General features: G+C 70.9%; 18 protein-coding genes and 1 pseudogene. 2 read left to right on the top strand and 17 right to left on the bottom strand.

Features of this window, described 5'->3' with window-relative positions:
- Positions 1 to 130 precede the first annotated feature (130 nt).
- The 12 genes from era to AB1K54_RS11190 all read right to left on the bottom strand — a co-directional run bounded on the left by era (position 131) and on the right by AB1K54_RS11190 (position 12,276).
- The gene (era, locus tag AB1K54_RS11135; RefSeq protein ID WP_371202817.1) at positions 131 to 1,048 is read right to left on the bottom strand and encodes a GTPase Era; all 918 of its coding nucleotides are present in this window, start codon (positions 1,046 to 1,048) and stop codon (positions 131 to 133) included.
- Positions 1,048 to 2,406, bottom strand: a complete 1,359-nt coding sequence (locus AB1K54_RS11140; protein ID WP_371202818.1) for a hemolysin family protein — start codon at positions 2,404 to 2,406, stop codon at positions 1,048 to 1,050. The genes era and AB1K54_RS11140 overlap by 1 nt, the downstream gene beginning before the upstream one ends.
- Complete coding sequence (gene ybeY / locus AB1K54_RS11145) at positions 2,403 to 2,873, bottom strand: rRNA maturation RNase YbeY (RefSeq protein WP_371202819.1); 471 nt, start codon at positions 2,871 to 2,873, stop codon at positions 2,403 to 2,405. The genes AB1K54_RS11140 and ybeY overlap by 4 nt, the downstream gene beginning before the upstream one ends.
- Positions 2,870 to 3,898 (bottom strand): PhoH family protein, encoded by a 1,029-nt coding sequence (locus tag AB1K54_RS11150; protein ID WP_371202851.1) that lies wholly within the window; start codon positions 3,896 to 3,898, stop codon positions 2,870 to 2,872. Before AB1K54_RS11150 ends, ybeY begins: the two co-directional genes overlap by 4 nt.
- A gap of 47 nt (positions 3,899 to 3,945) precedes the next feature.
- A complete protein-coding gene (locus AB1K54_RS11155; RefSeq protein WP_371202820.1) occupies positions 3,946 to 4,287 on the bottom strand; it encodes an HIT domain-containing protein in 342 nt (113 codons plus the stop codon).
- A gap of 24 nt (positions 4,288 to 4,311) precedes the next feature.
- The gene (locus tag AB1K54_RS11160) at positions 4,312 to 5,049 is read right to left on the bottom strand and encodes a 16S rRNA (uracil(1498)-N(3))-methyltransferase (RefSeq protein ID WP_371202821.1); all 738 of its coding nucleotides are present in this window, start codon (positions 5,047 to 5,049) and stop codon (positions 4,312 to 4,314) included.
- A gap of 5 nt (positions 5,050 to 5,054) precedes the next feature.
- The gene (gene dnaJ, locus AB1K54_RS11165; protein ID WP_371202822.1) at positions 5,055 to 6,170 is read right to left on the bottom strand and encodes a molecular chaperone DnaJ; all 1,116 of its coding nucleotides are present in this window, start codon (positions 6,168 to 6,170) and stop codon (positions 5,055 to 5,057) included.
- A gap of 53 nt (positions 6,171 to 6,223) precedes the next feature.
- Positions 6,224 to 7,276: a heat-inducible transcriptional repressor HrcA gene (gene hrcA / locus AB1K54_RS11170; protein WP_371202823.1), complete on the bottom strand. Its 1,053-nt coding sequence runs from the start codon at positions 7,274 to 7,276 to the stop codon at positions 6,224 to 6,226.
- Positions 7,277 to 7,327: 51 nt separating this feature from the next.
- Entirely contained in the window at positions 7,328 to 8,545 is a 1,218-nt protein-coding gene (hemW, locus tag AB1K54_RS11175) for a radical SAM family heme chaperone HemW (RefSeq protein WP_371202824.1), read from the bottom strand.
- A complete protein-coding gene (locus AB1K54_RS11180; protein ID WP_371202825.1) occupies positions 8,545 to 9,195 on the bottom strand; it encodes a DUF1990 family protein in 651 nt (216 codons plus the stop codon). Before AB1K54_RS11180 ends, hemW begins: the two co-directional genes overlap by 1 nt.
- Positions 9,196 to 9,205: 10 nt before the next feature.
- A complete protein-coding gene (gene lepA / locus AB1K54_RS11185) occupies positions 9,206 to 11,056 on the bottom strand; it encodes a translation elongation factor 4 (RefSeq protein ID WP_371202826.1) in 1,851 nt (616 codons plus the stop codon).
- A 74-nt stretch (positions 11,057 to 11,130) separates the two neighbouring features.
- Positions 11,131 to 12,276, bottom strand: coding sequence for a pyridoxal phosphate-dependent aminotransferase (locus tag AB1K54_RS11190; RefSeq protein WP_371202827.1), 1,146 nt, complete (start codon positions 12,274 to 12,276; stop codon positions 11,131 to 11,133).
- 102 nt (positions 12,277 to 12,378) lie between these two features.
- On the opposite strand from AB1K54_RS11190, the gene AB1K54_RS11195 reads away from it, so the two are divergent.
- Both AB1K54_RS11195 and rpsT read left to right on the top strand, forming a co-directional pair.
- The gene (locus tag AB1K54_RS11195) at positions 12,379 to 13,098 is read left to right on the top strand and encodes an alpha/beta fold hydrolase (RefSeq protein WP_371202828.1); all 720 of its coding nucleotides are present in this window, start codon (positions 12,379 to 12,381) and stop codon (positions 13,096 to 13,098) included.
- A gap of 117 nt (positions 13,099 to 13,215) precedes the next feature.
- On the top strand, positions 13,216 to 13,476 hold the full coding sequence (rpsT, locus tag AB1K54_RS11200; protein ID WP_371202829.1) for a 30S ribosomal protein S20: 261 nt from the start codon (positions 13,216 to 13,218) through the stop codon (positions 13,474 to 13,476).
- A gap of 81 nt (positions 13,477 to 13,557) precedes the next feature.
- On the opposite strand, the gene holA is transcribed toward rpsT, so the two are convergent.
- The 5 genes and pseudogenes from holA to leuS all read right to left on the bottom strand — a co-directional run bounded on the left by holA (position 13,558) and on the right by leuS (position 21,454).
- A complete protein-coding gene (gene holA / locus AB1K54_RS11205; protein WP_371202830.1) occupies positions 13,558 to 14,628 on the bottom strand; it encodes a DNA polymerase III subunit delta in 1,071 nt (356 codons plus the stop codon).
- 317 nt (positions 14,629 to 14,945) lie between these two features.
- Positions 14,946 to 15,305, bottom strand: a pseudogene (locus AB1K54_RS11210) (IS3 family transposase); the annotation flags it as partial.
- Positions 15,306 to 15,537: 232 nt separating this feature from the next.
- Complete coding sequence (locus AB1K54_RS11215; RefSeq protein ID WP_371202831.1) at positions 15,538 to 18,159, bottom strand: ComEC/Rec2 family competence protein; 2,622 nt, start codon at positions 18,157 to 18,159, stop codon at positions 15,538 to 15,540.
- 1 nt (position 18,160) lies between these two features.
- On the bottom strand, positions 18,161 to 18,775 hold the full coding sequence (locus tag AB1K54_RS11220) for a ComEA family DNA-binding protein (RefSeq protein ID WP_371202832.1): 615 nt from the start codon (positions 18,773 to 18,775) through the stop codon (positions 18,161 to 18,163).
- Between the two features lie 90 nt (positions 18,776 to 18,865).
- The gene (gene leuS / locus AB1K54_RS11225; RefSeq protein WP_371202833.1) at positions 18,866 to 21,454 is read right to left on the bottom strand and encodes a leucine--tRNA ligase; all 2,589 of its coding nucleotides are present in this window, start codon (positions 21,452 to 21,454) and stop codon (positions 18,866 to 18,868) included.
- Positions 21,455 to 21,511: the final 57 nt, after the last annotated feature.

The following is a 21,511-nucleotide window of genomic DNA, read 5'->3' on the forward strand; positions in this document are numbered from 1 at the left end:
CCGCGACGAGAAAGGCCCTAGAACGAAGCCTCGTCGCGGCGGCTAAGAAGAAGGAGCCCGCCGAAGCGCATGTTGACAGAGTACACCCGCTCCCCGGCCCGTCGGCAATCGCGCCGCCGTCGCGGCGTGGTCAGAAGCCGAGGCGGCCGAGCTGCTTCGGGTCGCGCTGCCACTCCTTGGCGACGCGCACGTGCAGCTTCAGGAACACCTTCGTGCCGACCAGGGGCTCGATCTGGGCGCGGGCGCGTGCCCCGACGTCGCGCAGGCGCGACCCTTTGTGGCCGATGATGATGGCCTTCTGACTGTCGCGTTCGACGATGAGGTTCGCGTGGATGTCGGTCATCGAGCCGGTGTCACGCTCGGCGAGATCCTCGATCGTCACCGCGATCGAGTGCGGCAGCTCGTCGCGAACCCCCGAGAGCGCCGCCTCACGGATGATCTCGGCGATGCGATCCTCGATCGACTCGTCGGTGACGACATCGTCGGGGTACAGCGCGGGCCCCACCGGCATGAGCGCGAGCAGCTCGTCGGTGAGGACGTCCAGCTGCTGGTTCGTCAGGGCCGACAGCGGGATGACGGCGGCCCAGTCCTCGCGCAGACTGTCGACCTCCATGAGCCTCTCGGTGATCTGGTCGCGGGTGGCGGCATCCGTCTTCGTCACGATCGCGACCTTCTTCGCACGACCGTACCCGTCGAGCGACTCGGCGATGCGCCGGTCGCCCGGGCCCACCTTCTCGGTCGCCGGCACGCAGAAGCCGATCACGTCGACGTCTCCGAGCACCTGCTCGACGAGGTCGTTCAGGCGCTGGCCGAGAAGCGTGCGCGGCTTGTGCAGGCCGGGCGTGTCGACGATCACGAGCTGCCCTGCGGGGCGGTTCAGGATGCCCCGGATCGCGCGCCGCGTCGTCTGCGGCTTGTCGCTCGTGATGGCCACCTTCTCGCCCACGAGCGCGTTCGTGAGCGTCGACTTGCCCACGTTCGGACGCCCGACGAACGTCACGAAGCCCGAGCGGCCCTCCGTGTTCTTATCCGACTCGACCTCGCTCATCACTGGCCACCCTTTCTGCTGACGCGCACCTCGCCGGTCCGCGGCTTGATCGTGCGGATCTCGCCCGTGCGCGGATGCGCCGCGAAGGCCTCCTGCGCGGCGAGCAGCGCCTCGCCGCGCTCGACGAAGACGGTCGCGATGCCGCGCCCGCGTCCGCGCGACGCGCCGCCGGTCAGCACGAGGCCCGCGTACTCGGCCGTCGCACCCGGCTGCGGAACGCGACCGAGCACCTTGCCGAGCAGGCCCCCGACCGAGTCGACGTCCTCGTCGTCGAGTTCGACGTCGAACAGATCGCCCACTTCGTCGAGTCCGAGGCGCGCACTCACGCGGTAGCGGCCGGGTTCGAGCTCGACGACCTCGTCGGACCGCGGGTCGTACTCGTCCGCGATCTCGCCGACAAGCTCCTCGATGAGGTCTTCGAGGGTCACCAGGCCCGACACTCCCCCGTACTCGTCGATCACGAGGCACACGTGAACGGCGTCGCGCTTCATCTGCTGCAGCAGGGTCTCGGCGCGCATCGACTCGGGCACGAACACCGCCTGGCGCGCGATGCGGCTGATCGGGGCGTCCCGCCACCCGTCCTCGTCTCGGAAGCCGAACTGCACGAGGTCCTTGAGGTACAGCACCCCGACGACGTCGTCGGCCTCGTCGTCGACGATCGGCACGCGCGAGACGCCCTTGTCGAGGAAGATCGCCATCGCCTCGCGGGTCGAGGCGGTGGCATCCACCGTCACCATATCGGTGCGCGGGACCATGACCGCGCGCACGTAGGTGTCGGTGAAGTCGAACACGGAGTGGATGAGCTCGCGGTCGTCCTGCTCGATGAGCTCGTTCTCGGCGGCCTCGTCGATGATCGACAGCAGCTGCTCCTCCGACGCGAACGAACCGCGCGAGCCGCCGGGGGTGACACGCGTGCTCAACGCCACCAGGCCGTGCGCGAGGGGCCCCAGGATGATGCGGACGCCCCGCACCACGGGCGCACCGCGCTGCAGCAGCGCCTTCGCGTGCCGACGGCCGAGATTGCGGGGGCTGGTGCCGACGACCACGAACGACGCGGCCGTCATGAGCACCGCCGCGGCGAGCATCGCCCACCAGATGCTGTCGAACAGGAGGGTGAAGGCGACCGTGACGAACACGGCGGCCGTCGTCTCGGAGAGGATGCGGAAGAAGATCACCGCGTTCGCATGCGCCTCGGGGTCGTCGGCGATGCGCACGATCGACACGGGCCGACGCGCCCCCGCCGCGAGCTCTGCGAGGTCGGCGCGCGAGGTCACCGCGAGCGCTGCGTCGATGGCCGCCATGAGCGCGCCGAAGGCGACCAGCAGCACCGCCGCGACCAGGAGCAGCGCTGCGGTCATGTGCGACCGCGCCGGCGCTCGGCGCTCTGGAACGACGAGATGAGGGTCTTCTGCAGACCGAACATCTCACGTTCCTCTTCGGGCTCCGCGTGGTCGAAGCCGAGCAGGTGCAGCAGGCCGTGGGTCGTCAGCAGGATCAATTCGTCGATCGTGGAGTGCTTGGCCGCGACCGCCTGCGTCTCGGCCACCTGCGGGCACAGCACGATGTCGCCGAGGAGCCCCGCCGGGGTGGGCTGGTCTTCGGTGCCGGGGCGCAGCTCGTCCATGGGGAAGCTCAGCACGTCGGTGGGGCCCGGCTCGTCCATCCACTGCACGTGGAGGGCCTCCATCGCCCCCTCGTCGATCAGGAGGATCGCGAGGTCGGCGTCGGCGCTCACGTGCAGCTCGGCCAGGTTGTGCTCGGTCAGCCGCAGCAGCACCGTCTCGTCGACGTCGACGCCCGACTCGTTGGTGATCTCGATCGTCATGAGCGGCCTCGCTTCGGCATGTGGTCTCGGGGTCCGGCGGGGCGAGCGGCGCCACGGCGCTCGGCGCGGTTGGCGAACTCGGTCGCCTCGTCGCGCTCGCGGCGCGCGGCGAGGCGACGCTCGTCGTACTCGCTGTACGCGTCGACGATGCGGCCGACGAGGCTGTGACGCACGACGTCGTCGCTCGTCAGGTAGGCGAAGTGGATGTCGTCGATGTCTTTGAGCACGCGGGTCACCAGGCGAAGACCGGACGACCCCTGGGGCAGGTCGACCTGGGTGATGTCGCCGGTGACGACCATGCGCGTGCCGAACCCGAGCCTGGTGAGGAACATCTTCATCTGCTCGGGCGTGGTGTTCTGCGCCTCGTCGAGCACCACGAACGAGCTGTTCAGGGTGCGCCCGCGCATGTACGCCAGAGGGGCGACCTCGATCGTGCCGGTCGCCATGAGCTTGGGCACGAGCTCGGGGTCGATCATCTCGTTGAGAGCGTCGTAGAGCGGTCGCAGGTAGGGGTCGATCTTGTCGGTGAGCGTGCCGGGAAGAAACCCCAGCCGCTCCCCCGCCTCCACAGCAGGACGGGTCAGGATGATGCGGTCGACCTCTTTGCGCTGCAGCGCCTGCACAGCCTTCGCCATCGCGAGATAGGTCTTGCCGGTGCCGGCAGGGCCGATGCCGAACACGATCGTGTTCTCTTCGATCGCGTCGACGTAGGCCTTCTGGCCCAGGGTCTTCGGGCGGATCACCTTTCCGCGCGACGACAGGATCGCCTCGCCGAGCACCTCGGACGGGCGCAGACCCCCGTCCGAGCGCAGGATGCGGTTGGACGAGGTCACGTCGGACGGCTCGAGCCCCTGCCCGGCCTTGGTCATCGCGAGCAGCTCGTCGACCAGCGCACGGGCAGCGGCCACGGCATCCGCATCTCCCGTCAGGGTGATCTCGTTGCCGCGCACATGCACGTCGACACCCGGATGCTCCCGCTCGACGACCCGCAGCAGGCGGTCCTGCGGACCGAGCAGCTGCACCATCGCCACGCCGTCCGCGTAGACCCGCTCCACGGCGGGTTGATCGTCGCTCAAAGGTGCCTCTCTTCCAGCCCGCCGGCCAGGACGTGAGCGTGGACGTGGAACACCGTCTGGCCTGCGTTCGCGCCCCGGTTGAAGACCAGCCGGAAATCGCCGTCGGCGTGCTCCGCCGCCAGAGTGTTCGCCAGGCCGATCAACTCGGTGAGCAGCGCCGGGTCGCCGGCGGCAAGCTCGACGACGTCGCGGTACTGCTGCGTCTTGGGGATCACCAGCAGGTGCACGGGCGCCTGCGGGTGGATGTCGCGGATCGCGAACGCGTTCTCGGTCTGCGCGACGATCTCGGAGGGGATCTCGCCGTTCAGGATGCGCGTGAAGATCGAGGGCTCGCTCATGCCTTCGAGTCTAGCGACGGCGGGTCACCAGCGGCCGAGGGCGGCGCTGGCCACCGCGAGGGCCGCCGGGCCGGCGGTCGAGGTGCGAAGCACCGTCTCGCCGAGCCGCACGAGTGTCGCACCGGACGCCTCGAGCGCGTCGAGCTCTTCGGGGGCGATGCCCCCTTCCGGACCGACGACGAGCACGACGTCGCGGGCGTCCTGGGGGTCGAGCGCGAGCTTGGTCAGACGGGTGCGGCCGGTCGGTTCGAGCACGACGACGACGGATGCCTCAGCCCGTGCCGCGAGCTGCTTCGTCGTGACCACGTCCGATACCTCGGGCACCCACGCGCGGTGCGCCTGCTTCGCGGCCTCGCGCACGATCGCCGCCCATCGCGCGCGGCCTTTGACCGCCTTGGCGGCATCCCACCGCGAGACGCTCCGGGCCGCCTGCCACGGGACGATCTCGTCGACGCCGAGCTCGGTCGCCGCCTGCACGGCCAGTTCGTCGCGGTCGCCCTTGGCCAGCGCCTGCACGAGGACGATCCGCGGCGCTGCGGGGGCGGCATCCGTCCGTGTGTCGACGCGCACGACCACCTCGCGCGGCCCGACCGACTCGCACGTGCCCGTGAGCCACGCACCGCGGCCGTCGCCGACCGTCACCTCTTCACCCACCCGCACGCGGCGCACGGTCGCTGCGTGGTGTGCCTCGGCGCCGGTGAGCACCACCGTGCCGCCGGGCTGCGCGCTCACCGGCTCGTCGAGGAGGAAGTGCAGGGCCATGCGGATCAGCCGTTGCGGAAGCGGTCGCGGAGCTTGGCGAACATGCCCTGGTGGAACTCGGCCAGGCGCGGCGCGGGAGCCTTGGACTTCTTCGCGAAGTCCTCGATGAGCGCGCGGGTCTTCGCGTCCAGACGCGTCGGAGTCACGACCTGCACACCCACCCGCAGATCGCCGCGCTGCGTCGAGCGCAGCGGGGTGATCCCGCGCCCCCTGATGGTCAGCACGTCGCCGGACTGCACGCCCGGGCGGATCTCGAGGTCGACCGGGCCGTCGAGGGACTCGATCGTCGTGGTCGTGCCGAGGATCGCATCGGGCATCGACACCTCCAGCGTCGCGAGCAGGTCGTCGCCGTCACGGCTGAACGCGTCGTGCGGGGCAACCGTGACCTCGACGTAGAGGTCGCCGTTGGGGCCGCCGCCGGGGCCGACCTCGCCCGACCCGGGCAGTTGCAGGCGCAGACCCGTCTCGACGCCGCCGGGGATGTCGAGCGACACGGTGCGGCGCGCGCGCACGCGGCCCTGCCCCTGGCAGGTGGTGCACGGGTACGGGATCGTCGTGCCGTAGCCCTGGCACACGCTGCACGGCTGGCTGGTGACGACGTTGCCGAGGAGGCTGCGCACCTGGCGCTGCACGTTGCCCGAGCCGTGGCAGATGTCGCATGTGACCGGCGACGTGCCCGGCTGGCAGCACGAGCCCTGACACGTCTCGCACACGACCGCCGTGTCGACGTCGATGTCGCGATGCACGCCGAACACGACATCCCCGAGGTCGAGTGTGACGCGCACGAGGGCGTCCTGCCCGCGCTCGCGCCGCGACCGGGGGCGCCCGGCGCGCTGACCGGTCCCGCCGCCGAAGAACGACTCGAAGATGTCGCTGAAGCCGCTGAAGCCGCCCGCGCCGCCGAACGGCGAGTCGCCGCCCATGTCGTAGCGCCGCCGCTGCTCGGGGTCGCTCAGCACGTCGTAGGCGTGGGTCACGAGCTTGAAGCGCTCGGACGCGTCCTGGCCCGGGTTCACGTCGGGGTGGAGCTCGCGTGCGAGACGGCGGTACGCCTTCTTGATCTCGTCGGTCGTCGCCTCTCGCGAGACGCCGAGCACTTCGTAGTGGTCCTGGTCAGCCACAATCGCCTTCCTGCCCGCGCGCGGGCGCGGGGTCGTTCGTCACGGATGCCGCGTCAGCGGGCGGTGTCGTCCTCGTGCAGCATCCGGGTGAGGTAGCGCGCGACGGCTCGGACCGCCGCGAGGTTGGTGGGATAGTCCATGCGCGTCGGGCCCATCACGCCCACGCGCGCCAGCGATCCGGTCGCGTCGTACTCGCTGGCGACGACGGATGCCTCGCCCAGCCCGAACGGCTCGTTCTCGCGTCCGATGCTGGCGGACAGCCCCTGATCGTCGGCGACCATCTCGCTGACGAGCCGCAGCAGCGCCACCTGCTCCTCGATGGCCTCGAGGATCGGGTAGATGCTGCCGCGGAAGTCCGACTCGCGCCGCGCGAGGTTGGCCGCCCCGGCGAGCACGAGCTTGTCCTGCCGGAACTCGTCGAGCTCCTCGGCGACGCCGCGCAGGATCTCGAGGAACGCCGCCTCTCGAGGTGCGATCGCGTCGGCGCCCCTGCCGGATGCCGCCGCCAGCCGCTCATCGACGAGCTGGGCGCCCTCGCGCACCGAGCGCCCGACGACGACCTCGCACACGTCGCCGCGCAGCTGCTGCAGGTCGGGCCCATCGAACTCGACGCGGACGTGGGCGAGGCGCTGCGACACGCGGCCGGTGTCGGTCACGATGATGATGAGCATGCGCCCGGAGCCCAGCTGCACCAGCTCGACGTGGGACAGGCTCGCCTGGGCGAACGACGGGTACTGGACGATCGCGACCTGCCCGGTCAGCCGCGTGAGCGCGCGCACCGTGCGCACCAGCAGATCGTCGAGGTCGCCGGGGCCGTCGAGGAACGACGAGATCGCCGCGCGCTGCGCCGGGGTGAGCGGCCGCAGCGTCGCGAGGTGGTCGACGAACACGCGGTAGCCCTTGTCGGTCGGGATGCGCCCTGACGACGTGTGCGGGGCGACGATGAGCTCTTCGTCTTCGAGCATCGCCATGTCGTTGCGGATCGTCGCCGCCGATACCCCGAAGGCATGGCGATCGACGATCGTCTTGCTGCCCACCGGCTCGTTGGTGTCGACGTAGTCCTGCACGATCGCTCTCAGCACCTGGAGGCCGCGCTCGCTGACCATTCACCCCTCCCACCTGGCACTCTGATGTCGTGAGTGCCAATTCTAGTCGCGTCAGGCCGTGAGCGCGCGCACCACGGCGTCGGCCAGGAGTCGGCCGCGAAGCGTCAGCACGACTCGGCCGCGCACCGCCTCCGGGCCCTCGATGAGTCCGTCCGCGATCAGCTGGGCGACCGCGCGGCGCCCCTCGCCGAGCAGCTCCGACACGGGATACCCCTCGCGGATGCGCGTGCGCAGCAGCACCCGTTCGAGGTCGCGGGCCGCAGCATCCGGTCTCTCGCGCGCCGCGGCCGGCGACTCGCCGGCCGCGAGGCGCTGCGCGTAGGCCGCGGGGTGCTTGACGTTCCAGAAGCGCAGGCCGGCGAGGTGGCTGTGCGCGCCCGGGCCGAAGCCCCACCAGTCGGTGCCCTGCCAGTAGGCGAGGTTGTGGCGCGAACGGTGTTCGGCGCCGCGCGCCCAGTTCGACACCTCATACCACTCGAAGCCCGCCGCGCCGAGCAGCTCCTCGGCGAGCTCGTACATGTCGGCCTGCAGGTCGTCATCGGGCGCCGGCGCCTCGCCACGGCGGATCTGCCGCGCGAGCTTCGTGCCGTCCTCGATGATGAGCGCGTACGCCGAGACGTGATCGGGCTCGAGTTCGAGCGCGGTCTCGAGCGACCGGCGCCAGTCGCCCAGCGACTCCCCCGGCGCGCCGTAGATGAGATCGACGCTTACGTCCAGTCCCGCCGCGCGCGCCGATGCGACCGCCGAGCGCACGTTCGCCGGATCATGCGTGCGGTCGAGGGCGGCCAGCACATGCGGGACGGCCGACTGCATGCCCACCGAAAGACGGGTGACGCCGGAGGCCGCCAGCTCAGCGGCGGCGGCATCCGTCACCGTGTCGGGGTTCGCCTCGACCGTGACTTCCGCGCCCGCCGCCACGCCGAACGCGTCGCGGACGCCCGCGAGCATGCGCCCCAGGTCGCCGGGCGGCAGGAGCGTGGGCGTGCCACCGCCGAAGAACACCGTCGACGCGGGCCGCAGCGCATCCTTCGCCCCCAGCACCTCGCGGGCGAGGCCGACCTCGCGCAGCAGGGTGTCGGCGTACTCGTCCTGGCGCGCCCCGCGCAGCTCGCCCGACGTGTACGTGTTGAAGTCGCAGTACCCGCACCGCACACGGCAGAACGGCACGTGCAGGTACACGCCGAACGGCGCATCCGGATCGATGACGAGGTCTGCGGGAAGCGCGCCGTCGGCGGGAGCCGGCTCCCCCAGCGGCAGTGCGGAACCCATCAGGCCGGGGTCGTATAGAGCGGCGAGATCGCCCGCAGGTAGCGCGCGAACAGCTCACGGCGGCGGCGGCGCACCAGGCGCGGGAAGACGCGGTACAGCAGCGACACCGGGGCGTCGAACGCGCGCACCGTGAACCACACCTCGTCGCTGTCGTGCCAGTCGATCATGAAGGACTCCTCGCCGCTGACGACCGAGTCCCCCACCGTGCCGAGGGCGAAGCCCACCCGGCGCGCCTCTTCGACCGCGAAGATCACCCGCAGCTCACCGCCCGCATGCAGGCCCCCCACGCGTCCTTCCAGGCGCACGGTCATGCCGCCGCCGACGTACGGGGTGCCGTCGGAGTCGAAGCGCTGCTCGGTGTCGATGCGGCTGGGCGAGACCGGATTGCCCTCGGCGTCGAACGTCACGCCCGCGTACGTCGGGCCTGACGCCGGCCGCACATCGGCCAGTGTGAGCCCCGCACCGCGCAGCGCGACCCACGACATGAGCGCGTCGCCGGCGCTGTGGAAGCGCTGCTCGCCGCTGCCGATGCGCCACGACTCCTCGGCCGGGATGCTCTTCTCCGGCGGATACTGCATGAGATCGGGCGCCTGCGTCGCCCCGACGGCCGCATAGTCGACCGTCTCGTCTCGGAACGTGCCCCGGCGCATGATCCCCAGCCTACTTCGAGGCCTTGCCCTCGACATCGCCCGAGAGCGCGGCGATGAACGCCTCCTGGGGGACCTCGACGCGACCGACCATCTTCATGCGCTTCTTGCCCTCCTTCTGCTTCTCGATCAGCTTGCGCTTGCGGGTGATGTCGCCGCCGTAGCATTTGGCCAGCACGTCCTTGCGCATGGCGCGGATGTTCTCTCGCGCGATGATGCGCGCGCCGATGGCCGCCTGGATCGGCACCTCGAACTGCTGCCGCGGGATGAGTTTGCGCAGACGCTCAGTCATCATCGTGCCGTAGGCATACGCCTTCTCGCGGTGGACGATCGACGAGAACGCGTCGACCTTGTCGCCCTGCAGCAGGATGTCGACCTTCACCAGATCGGCCTCCTGCGTGCCCGCGGGCTCGTAGTCCAGGCTCGCGTAGCCCTGCGTGCGGCTCTTGAGCTGGTCGAAGAAGTCGAACACGATCTCGCCGAGGGGCATGTTGTAGCGCAGCTCCACGCGGTCCTCGGAGAGATAGTCCATGCCCAGCAGCGACCCGCGCCGCGTCTGGCAGAGCTCCATCACGGTGCCCACGTAGTCCTTGGGCGTGAGGATCGCCGCCTTCACGACCGGCTCGGCGACCGAGGCGACCCGGCCGTCGGGGTACTCGCTCGGGTTGGTGACCGTGACCTGGTCGCCGGTGTCGGTGGTGACCTCGTAGATCACGCTCGGCGCCGTCGTGATCAGGTCGAGGTCGAACTCGCGCGAGAGGCGCTCGGTGATGATCTCGAGGTGCAGCAGACCCAGGAACCCGCACCGGAACCCGAAGCCGAGGGCGACCGAGGTCTCGGGCTCGTACTGCAGCGAGGCATCCGACAGCTTGAGTTTGTCGAGCGCCTCGCGCAGGTCGCTGTAGTCGCTGCCGTCGATCGGGTAGATGCCCGAGAAGACCATGGGCTTCGGGTCGGTGTAGCCGGGCAGCGCCTCGGATGCGGGCTTGCGCAGATTCGTGATCGTGTCGCCGACCTTGGACTGGCGGACGTCTTTCACACCGGTGATGAGATAGCCCACCTCGCCGACGCCGAGGCCCTTCGTCGGGACCGGCTCGGGGCTGGACACGCCGATCTCGAGCAGGTCGTGCGTGGCCTTCGTCGACATCATCTGGATGCGCTCGCGTGGCTCGAGCTTGCCGTCGACCATGCGGACGTAAGTCACGACACCTCGGTACGAGTCGTACACCGAGTCGAAGATCATCGCGCGGGCCGGGGCATCCGCGTTCCCCTTCGGAGCCGGGATGCGCTCGACGATGCGATCGAGGAGGGTCTCGACGCCCATGCCCGTCTTGCCCGACACGCGCAGCACGTCGTCGGGGTCGCCGCCGATGAGGTTCGCCAGTTCGAGGGCGAACTTCTCGGGATCGGCTGCCGGCAGGTCGATCTTGTTCAGGACCGGGATGATCGTGAGGTCGTTCTCGAGGGCGAGGTACAGGTTGGCGAGGGTCTGCGCCTCGATGCCCTGGGCCGCGTCGACGAGGAGGACCGCGCCCTCGCAGGCCGCGAGCGAGCGCGAGACCTCGTAGGTGAAATCGACGTGCCCGGGGGTGTCGATCATGTTCAGCGCGTGGGTGCCCGCGGCCGTCGCCCACGGCATGCGCACCGCCTGCGACTTGATCGTGATGCCGCGCTCGCGCTCGATGTCCATGCGGTCGAGGTACTGCGCGCGCATGTCGCGGTCGGCGACCACGCCGGTGATCTGCAGCATGCGGTCGGCCAGCGTGGACTTGCCGTGGTCGATGTGGGCGATGATGCAGAAGTTGCGGATCAGCTCTGGAGGGGTCGCAGACGGCTCGAGAGGCTTCAGGGCGCGGGGTGACATGTCCGTTCGATTCTACGGTGACGAGCCTGGGACTCCCGCGCGAGGGCGAGCGGATGCCGCCGTCCGGCGCCGGATCAGCGCGGGGCGGGCAGCCGCCGCAGGCCTTCTTCGAGGTCGGCGAGGTCGCTGGCGACGCAGACGCGGATCCATCCCTCGCCCGACGCGCCGAACGCCGACCCCGGGGCGACCGCGACGCCCCGCTCGATCAGGAAGCGCTCCGCCCACGCCGCCACGTCGCCGTCCGTGGCGTGGGACACATCGATCCAGAGGTAGAACGCGCCGGTCGGCTCGAGGTAGCCGATGCCGCGCTCGTCGAGCACTCGGCACGCCGCGGCGAGATTCTCGCGGTAGGCCCTCGCCGCGATCTCGACGGGCTCCTGCGATCCGGTGAGCGCCGCGACGGCCGCCTCCTGCGCGGGAGCGTTGACACAGCTGATGGCCGCCTCCTGCACGGCGGGCATGACCGCCTCGAACCCGGGCGGCGTCACGAGCCACCCGACTCGGGCTCCGGTCATCGCGTACGTCTTCGACACCGAGAACACCGACAGCACCCGCTCGTCGCCGCCGGAAAGCGTCGCGAGGCTCACGTGCGGCTCGCCCCACGTGAACCGCTCGTAGACCTCGTCGCTGATGACCCACAGGTCGCGCGCGACGGCGAGATCCACGATCGCCTGCAGCGTCGCGCGCGAGAACGTCGAGCCGAGCGGGTTGGACGGCGAGTTGACGATGATCGCGCGGGTGCGCGGCGTGACGAGCCGTTCGAGCGCGTCGAGGTCGGGCTGGAAGCCGCGCTCGGGCGTGAGCGCGTACGGCACAGGCCGCGCCGACAGCATGTGGGCGTTCATCGTGAACGTGGTGTACCCGGGATCGGGCACGAGCACCTCGTCGCCCGGCGCCAGCACCAGCGCCATCGCCTGGTGCAGCGCCTGCGTTGCACCCGCCGTGACCCAGATGCGCTCCGTCCCGACCTGCAGGCCGTTCTGCCGGGCGAGCGTGGCGGCGATCGCCTCGCGCAGGCCCGAAATCCCGGCGTTCGCCGTGTACCGCGTGCGGCCCGCGCGCCAGGCCGCGGCCGCCGCGTCGCGCACGGGCTGCGCCACCTGCGCAGACGGCTCGCCCACCGCGAGCATGATCGTGCCGGGTCGCTGCAGCGCGATCTCGTAGATGTGACGGATGCCCGAGCCCGGCGTCGCGACGATGTGTGCGGCGATCTCGGGCATGGCTCCGATGCTACGCGCGTCGCGTGATGCTCCCCGTTCCCGTGGCCGGTCATCGGCCCGGCGTGGCGGGCCGAACAACGCGCGCCGCATTACTCTGACCTCATGGTGGTCCAGGTCGTGCTGGTGCACGGCATCCGCACGTCTGCGACCATGTGGCGCTCGCAGCTGGGGTATCTGGCCGAGCGGGGCAACCCCGCTGTCGCGGTCGACCTGCCCGGTCACGGCACGCGCATGGGCGAGCAGTTCACGCTCGAGTCGGTGTTCGCGACGATCGACGACGCTGTGCGGGATGCCGCGACCCGCGGGCCCGTGCTGCTGGTGGCGCACTCGATGGGCGGTCTCGTCTCGACCGAGTACGTGGGTGTCATGGATCCGCCGCCGGTGGCCGGATTCATCGCGGCGAGCTGCACCGCGATCCCCCGCGGGGCGGGCCTTGCGACCTACCGCCTGCTGGCGCGCGGCTTCGACCGGCTGCCCGGACGCGGCCAGCCGATCGCCGACCTCGTGCTCGACGCGACGATCCCGCCAGAGACGCGAGCCGACTTCGGCGCCGGCGGCTACGCCTACGACGCACAGGACATCGCCCTGCGCGCGCTGTCGGTGCTCGACCTGCTCAGCGCCCTGCAGCGCATCACGGTGCCGATGTGGTTCGTGAACGGGCAGTACGATCAGCTGCGCGTGAATGAGCGGCTCTTCACGCGGCTTGCCCCACACGCCGAGCTGATCGTCGTGCCCCGCACGAGCCATCTCGTGACGGCGATGCGCCCACACGTGTTCAACGCCGTGCTGAACCTCGCGATCTCGACTCTCGAGCAGACCTGATAGACTCGGTGTTTGGCTTGCGCGTGCGGTTCCCACACCGTGCGACCGCCGGAGGCGCCCCTCTACCGCCCACCCGGCACTTCCAACCGATAACTCCGAACGAAAGATACGTCGAACGTGGCGAACATCAAGTCGCAGATCAAGCGCAACAAGACCAACGAGAAGGCGCGCGAGCGCAACAAGGCCGTTAAGAGCGAGCTGAAGACCGAGGTGCGTCGCACCCGCGATGCCATCGCCGCCGGCGACAAGGCCGGCGCCGAGAAGGCCCTCAAGACGGCGACCAAGAAGCTCGACAAGGCCGTGAGCAAGGGCGTCATCCACCAGAACCAGGCTGCCAACCGCAAGTCGGCGATCGCCAAGCAGGTCGCGGCTCTCTGAGTCTGATCTTCGAAAGGCCCGTCCCCACCCAGGGGCGGGCCTTTTCGCTGTGCCGGCGCAGTCGTCGCGCGACCGCCGTGCTCAGCTGCCGTACGGAGCGCGGGTCGCGATCACCGTCACGAGTCGCTCGAGGGCGAAGACGGGGTCGCGCGAGGCACCCTTGACCTCGGCATCGGCTCGGGCGGCGGACATGATGGCGAGTCCCAGGGATGCCTCATTCCAGCCGGTGAGGTCGCGGCGGGCGCGATCGACCTGCCAGTCCTTCAGCCCGAGGCGCGCCGCGAGCGCGGCGGACGATTCGCGGTTGCCCGCGACCCTGGCCATCGTGCGGAGCTTCGACGCGATGGCCGCGACGAGCGGGACGGGGTCCGCCCCCGACGCGAGCGCGTGACGCAGCGTGATGAGGGCTTCGCCGTATCGTCCGGCGATCGCGGTGTCGGCGACAGTGAACGCGGAGGTCTCGACCCGGCCGCCGTAGTAGCGCTCGACGACCTGCTCGGTGACGTCGCCGGGCACGTCGTTGATGAGCTGCTGGCACGCGGCGGCGAGCTCGGTGAGGTCGTCGGCGAATGCGGAGACGAGCGCCCCCAGGGCGGCCGGTGCGATGCGCGTGCGGGCCGCGCTGAACTCCTCGGCGGCGAAGTCGTATCGGTCGGAGTCGCGCTTGACCGCGGGGCACGCCACCTCGACGCCCCCGCCCGTGCCGGAACGGACGGTGTCGAGCAGTTTCTTGCCCCGCACTGTCGCGCCGTTGTGCCGCAGCACGACGGTCGCACCCTCTTGCGGGTTCTCGAGGTAGGCGAGCGCCTCGGCGAGGAACGCGTCGGAGCACTTCTCGACTCCCGAGACGCGCACGAGGCGCGGCTCGCCGAACAGCGAGGGGGACGTGACGGCCAGGAGCGTCCCCGGCGCGTAGTCGTCGGCCCGCAGGTCGGTCACCTCGAGGCTCGGGTCTTCAGCGCGGAGGTAGTCGCGCACACCGGCGATCGCACGTTCGGCGCACACCTCTTCGGGGCCCGACACGAGCACGATCGGCGCGGGCTGCGGGTCTCGCCACTTCAGCTGCGGGATCGCGCTGCGCGCCGCCGGCGCACCGGTGGCACGCCCCCGCCCCGAGCGGCCTGCCGATGAACCCCGAGGTGCCGCTGCCATGCCGTCCAGCCTACCGACGGCCGGCGACAGCACCAGCGGGCGCCGGCGAGCACTGTCGGTGTGTCCGGTCACGTACATGGCTCCTGTGTGAGCTCACAGTCGCCGTTGACCCAAGCTCCCCCGGGGAGCGACCGCAGGTCGACGTCGCTGAACGTGAACGCCTAACCTCGCCGTCGACCCGAGTCCTGGCTGGACCGGGTATCGATATAGACACTCGTGACTCGCCCCGGCATGTCAGTTCAGTCGAATCGTCGTGGCTAGGATCAGGGGCAACGGTCGCGCTCGGGACTGCTGCACGGATAGGTGACAGTTCCTAGTCACGCCGCCAGTGCGACGGTCGTGTTCATGATGGCTTCGAACTCTATGGGCGTCAAACGCCCCAGGCGGGCCTGACGGCGCCGGCGGTGGTAGGTCCGCTCGATCCAGGTCACCATCGCGATCCGCGGCTGCTCCCGGGTGGTCCAGTAGCGGCGGTCAAGGACGTTTTTCTGCAGTAGCGCGAAGAAGCTCTCCATGGCCGCGTTGTCACCGCTGGAGCCGACTCGACCCATCGATCCGACCATGCGGTGACGGGCCAGCGCTCGGAGCATCTTCCGACTGCGGAATTGAGATCCCCTGTCCGAATGCACCACACAGCCGACGACATCACCGCGCATCGCGACGGCGTTCTCCAAGGCGTGCTCAAGTCGATTCTCCGCATGGTCTCGCACGTGGTTTGGTTTGCATTCCGGTTCGTCGGGCTCGTTCTCGGCGCGAGCAAGGGCACATCGCCAACGCAGCTGAACGCACCACCCTACCCACCGACACACACATCACCCCGGGAGTTCCCGCGATGCTCCCTCGTTATCGCGGCTAAGCACAGTGCGCGTATCAGTGTGGGAGGGACCCGGAGGACGGGCGCCGGGCGGTTCACCACGTTATTGTTTCATTCCACGTGAAGGTGGTAGCGCCTCGATCGCGAACTCCCGCACCAGCGGCTGGACCAACGCCCGAAACAGCTCCGTAACCACCATCGCGTCGGTCACCTACGGAGGGTCCACGAACGTGCCCGCCGGCGTCACAAGCCTCGCGTGCGCGTGCGACGGCGCCGTCCGCTGACCCGACAGCATCCGCGCGGCGTGTGCGGTGTCGAGAGCGTGAACCCGTCAAACGGGATGCGCGCGAGGGTCCCAGCAACGGCGGCGCCGGCGGCGACCGCTCCCGCCACACCGTGAGCTCGCGGGTGCCGCTCACCGCGACCAGTCCCTCGAGATCGGTGCGTCCGACGCGCACCCCCTCGTGCGCGAGGAACGCGAGCGTCTCGGCGCGCGGGTGCCCGTAGTCGTTGTCCGCACCGACCATGATGAGCGCGATCGCGGGTGCGGCGACGGCGTACAGCTCGGGATCCTGGTCGGCGCTGCCGTGATGCGCGACCTTCACGATCGCATACGGTGGCCGGACCTCTCCTGAGGCGACGAGCGCGCGCTGGGGGGACGCCGACAGGTCACCCAGGGAGAGCAGCGGCGGCACGCTCCCGCCGCGCACGTCCAGCACGACGCTCGCGTCGTTGCCCGACGGGAAGGCGCGACTGGCGAGCCGGGGCCACAGCACCCGCCACCGTGCATCGCCGAGCGTGCCGGTGAGACCGGTGCTCGCCGGCACGACGTCGGCCCCGCCCTTCCTCAGGTCGTCGAGCAGGCGCTCGTCGGCGGGGGACGCCGTCGGCCCGTGCAGCACGGTGCCGACCCGACCCACCACGGCATCCGCTCCCCCGACGTGATCGAGATCGAAGTGCGTCAGTGTGAGGAGGTCGACGTGGTCGACGCCGGTCTTCGCGAGGCATGCGCCGAGCGCCGCCGGGTCGGGTCCGGTGTCGATGAGCGCGATCGCACCCGCCGATCGCACGAGCAGCGCGTCGCCCTGCCCGACGTCGCACGCGATCACCGCCCACGACGGCGGGATCGTGAAGCGACCCGCGACTCCCGACACCGCCGCCGAGCCGGCCGCGACCCCCACAACCACGGCGAGGACCGCGCCCGCGACGACGCGCACGCGACGGTCCCGCGCCGCGACGACCAGTCCGACCGCGAGTCCGGCGCCTGCGAGCGCGACGAGGCCGAGCCAGCCCTCGGCCCACGCGAGCTGCCCGTTCGGCAGCGAGGCGAACGTCGTCGCGGTGGCCGCGATCCACGCCGCCGGCAGCCATGCGAGGGCCGCGAGCCCCGACGCGAGCACCGGCACAGGCGCGGCCAGGCACGCGGCGAGCCCGATCACCGTCGCGGGTGCCGCCGCGGGGCCCGCGATGAGGTTCGCGACCACACCGTAGACCGGCACGCTCGGGGCGATCAGCACCAGCAGCGGCCCGCACGCGAGCTGCGCGGCGAGCGGCACGGCGAGCGCGAAGGCCAGGGGGCGAGGCATCCATCGGGTCATTCCGCGCGCCAGCGGGCGCGCGAACAGCAGCAGCGCGCCCGTCGCGGCCACCGACAGGGCGAACCCGAGCGAGGTCGACAGCCACGGATCGGCCACGACGAGCACGGCGACCGCGAGGCACAGAAGAGACACCCCGACGCCCGCGCGGCCGAGTGCGACGGCGAGCATCGCGATCGCCGCCATCGCCCCCGCGCGAACGACGCTCGGCTCGGGCGTCACCAGCAGCACGAAGCCGCCGAGTGCCGCCAGGGCGACCGTCACCCGCATACCGCGGGATGCCCCGCACAGGGCTGCGGCGCCGAAGGCGAGTCCGACCACGAGCGCGCAGTTCGCCCCGGACACCGCGGTCAGGTGTGACAGTGAGGTGGCCTTCATCGCCTGGTCGAGCTCGGGCGCCACGAGCGACGTGTCGCCTGCGGCGAGCCCCGGCACGAGCTGCGCGCCAGGCTGCGGAAGACCGCGGGACGCGTCCACGAGTGCGCGGCGCAGCTGCCCCGCGATGCGCACGACACCCGACGCGGGCCGTACGACCTCGAGTCCGTGGGAGGCCGACACGTCGAGCACCGCACGCTCCCCCGGGTCGGACGCGCGCGCCGTGCCGCGCAGAGTGACCGCGGCACCCACGTCGAGCGCTTCTGGCGCGTCGACGTCGGCCGGGTCGACGCGCACGACGACGGCGAACTCCGCTGCCGTCAGCGCAGCGCCCGCTCCCGCGCGCACGGCGGTCGCGACCGCGTCGAACGAGATCCTGCCGTCGCTGCGCCGCTCGACCTTGCCGGTGACCACCGCATCGATCGTGAGCACCCGGCCGCCGCCGATCGCGTCCGCCGCGACGGCCGTGCGCGCAGGCGAGGCGAACGCGACGTTCGAGGCCGCGGCCGCCCCTGCGGCGAGTGCCAGGACGACCACGACCGCCCATCGCCGCGATGCGGGCCTCGGCACCCCGTCACCACGTCGGGCATGCGCCACGAGCGCGGCGATCGCCGCGAGCGCCGCCGCCCACAGCGCGAGCGCGAGTCCCGGCGCAGAGGCGGGAACCAGCGTCGCCGCGGCGGCGGCGGCCCACGACGCGGCGGCGACGGGGGTGAGACGCAGCGGCAGCCAGCGTACGGACCGCACGTCACACCGTCACCAGGTCGCGCAGCGCCTCGAGCATCTTGTCGCCGATGCCGGGCACGGCGAGGAGATCCTCGACGCTCGTGAAACGGCCGTTGGCCTCGCGCCAGTCGATGATGCGCTGCGCCATCGCCGGGCCGATGCGCGGCAGGGTGTCCAGCGCCGAGGCATCCGCGGTGTTGAGGTTCACGCGGCCGTCGCCCGCCGGCGCTGCCGCGACCTCGCCCGCCGGCGCCGCTGCTCCGGCCACCGGCACGACGAGCTGCTCGCCGTCGCCCACCGGCCGGGCGAGGTTCACGGCCGACTCGTCCGCGCCCTCTGCGAAGCCGCCCGCCGCCGCGACGGCGTCCACGACCCGCGCGCCCTCGTCGAGGCGGTAGAGACCCGGCGCCGCGACCGCGCCCGCGACGTGCACGTAGACGGATGCCGCGGCATCCGTCACCGCCTCGCCACCGCCCTCGATCGACACGGCCACGGTCTCGACCGGGGCGAGCGCGCCGCGGAGGATCCCGATCCCGACCGTCACCGCGAGCGCGACGATCACCAGCACGATCGCCGCCCCGACACCGAGGCGTCGTGCGGCAGGCAGCGGCGGAGGTTCGGGCGCGGGGTCTGTCACGCGTCCGACGCTAGAAGCGCATCACCGGCCCGGACCCATCCAAAGGCGCAACCCGTGGACAAGTCCGCCGCACGGCGCCCTGGGGAGGAGTCAGTGCGTCGAGAAGCTCACGACCTTGGGCGGGCGCACGACGGCGCGCGTGATCTCGCGGCCCGCGAGCGAGCGCACCACGCGCTCGTCGGCCCGAGCGAGCGCCTCGAGCTCTTCAGCTCCGATGCGTGCGGGCACCTCGATGGTGGCGCGCACCTTGCCGTCGATCTGCACGACCGCCTTCTGGGTCTCTTCGACCAGAAGCGTCGGGTCGGCGCTGCGCCACGGCACGAGGCCGACGAAGGCGTCGTAGCCGAGGATCTGCCACATCTCCTCCGCCGTGTGCGGGGCGAACAGGTCGAGGATCATCGCGGTGACCTCGGCCGCCTCGCGGACGGCCGGGTCGGCGGGGCCCGCGCCGGTGTCGATCGTCTTGCGGATCGCGTTGACCAGTTCCATGAGGCGCGCCACGACCACGTTGAACTTGGTCTGCTCTACCAGTCCGGGCACGTCCGCCAGCAGGCGGTGCGTCACGCGGCGAAGCGCCTGGTCGCCGTCTGCCCACACGACGTCGGGGTCGCTGGTGACGTCCTTGGCGACACGCCACGCGCGAGCGAGGAACTTCTGCGCGCCTGTCGTCGAGACGTCCGACCAGTCGATGTCGTCCTCGACCGGGCCCGCGAACGCGATGGCGGTGCGCACGGCGTCGGCGCCGGGATCGACCATGCTCGAGGCGAACTCGACGAGATTGCCCTTGCTCTTGGACATCTTCGCGCCGCCGAGCAGCACCATGCCCTGGTTGATGAGGTTCGAGAACGGCTCCGTGAAGTCGATGTGGCCCATGTCGTACAGCGCCTTGGTGATGAACCGCGCGTACAGCAGGTGCAGGATCGCATGCTCGACGCCGCCGATGTAGTAGTCGACCGGCTCCCACCTCGCCGCCTCGTCCTTCGGGAAGGGCCGCGTGGGGTCGTTCGGCGACAGGAAGCGCAGGAAGTACCACGAGCTGTCGACGAACGTGTCCATCGTGTCGGGGTCGCGCAGCGCCGGCTCCCCGGTCTCGGGGTCGGTCGTCTGCATCCACTCGGTCGCAGCCCCCAGCGGCGAGGTGCCCTTGGGAGCGAGGTCGAGGCCGTGCGCGTCGGGGAGCGTCAGGGGCAGCTGGTCGTCGGGCACGGGCACGATGCGGCCGTCGGCGGTGTGCACGACGGGGATCGGGGTGCCCCAGAAGCGCTGGCGCGAGATGAGCCAGTCGCGCAGACGATAGGACTTGGCCGCGCGGCCGGTCCCGGCCGCCTCGAGCTGCTCGATGATCCGGGCGATCGCGTTGCGCTTGCTCAGTCCGTCGAGAGAGCCCGAGTTGATCAGGCGTCCCTCGCCGGTGAGCGCGACGCCCGTCTTGGCGGGGTCGATGTCTGCGAGGGATGCCTCGAGCTCGGCCACCGCCGACTCGAGCGGCACGCCGTCATCGTCGGTGCCGATCACCGGGATGGCGCCGGTGATCGGCGCCGTGGTGTCGACGACGACCTTGACGGGCAGGTCGAACGCACGCGCGAAGTCGAGGTCGCGCTGGTCGTGCGCGGGGACGGCCATGACAGCGCCGTGGCCGTAGTCGGCCAGTACGTAGTCGGCGGCCCAGATCGGCAGGCGCTCGCCGTTGATCGGGTTGATCGCGTAGCGCTCCAGGAACACGCCCGTCTTCGGACGGTCGGTGCTCTGCCGCTCGATCTCGCTCTCGCGGCCGACCGAGTCCAGATAGTCCTGGAACCGCAGGCGCACCTCGGCCGGAGCACCCGCGGCCAGCTCGGCGGCCAGGTCGCTGTCGGGCGCGACGACGAAGAACGTCGCTCCATGCAGCGTGTCGGGGCGCGTCGAGAAGACCGTGACCGTCTCGGGGTGCCCCTCGATCTCGAAGTCGATGTCGGCGCCCACCGACCGGCCGATCCAGTTGCGCTGCATCCGGATCACCTTCGACGGCCAGAAGCCCTCGAGCTGGTTCAGGTCGTCCAGCAGCCGGTCGGCGTACTCGGTGATCTTGAAGTACCACTGCGTGAGCTTCTTCTTGACCACCTCGTGGCCGCAGCGCTCACAGCGCCCGTCGACGACCTGCTCGTTGGCGAGCACGGTCTGGTCGTTGGGGCACCAGTTGACGGGGCTGTCCTTGCGGTAGGCCAGGCCCCGCTCCAGCAGCTGCTGGAACAGCCACTGGTTCCAGCGGTAGTACTCGGGGTCGCTCGTGTGCAGGATGCGCGACCAGTCGTACGACGAACCGTAGTCGCGGAAGCTCTTCTTGTGCTGCGCGATGTTCGCGTACGTCCACTCGCGCGGATCGGCGCCGCGCTGGATGGCGGCGTTCTCCGCGGGGAGCCCGAACGAGTCCCAGCCGATCGGGTTCAGCACGTTGTACCCGCGGTGGCGCCAGAAGCGGGCAACGATGTCGACGTACGCGTAGCTCTCGGCGTGGCCCATGTGCAGATCGCCCGACGGGTACGGGAACATCCCGAGCACGTACTTGCGCGGACGCGTGTCGTCGTCGCCGCCGGCGCGGAACGGGTCTTCCTCGGCCCAGCGCGCCTGCCACTTCTGCTGGATCGCGTAGGGGTCGTAGCCGCTGCCCTCGGCGGGCGCGGCGGTGGTGGTCTGAGACACGGATGATGCCAATCGGTGGGATGCCGGGACGCGCGCGAGAGCGCGTCTTACAGGTTA

It is taken from the genome of Microbacterium sp. BWT-B31 (assembly GCF_041379855.1).
GTDB lineage: Bacteria > Actinomycetota > Actinomycetes > Actinomycetales > Microbacteriaceae > Microbacterium.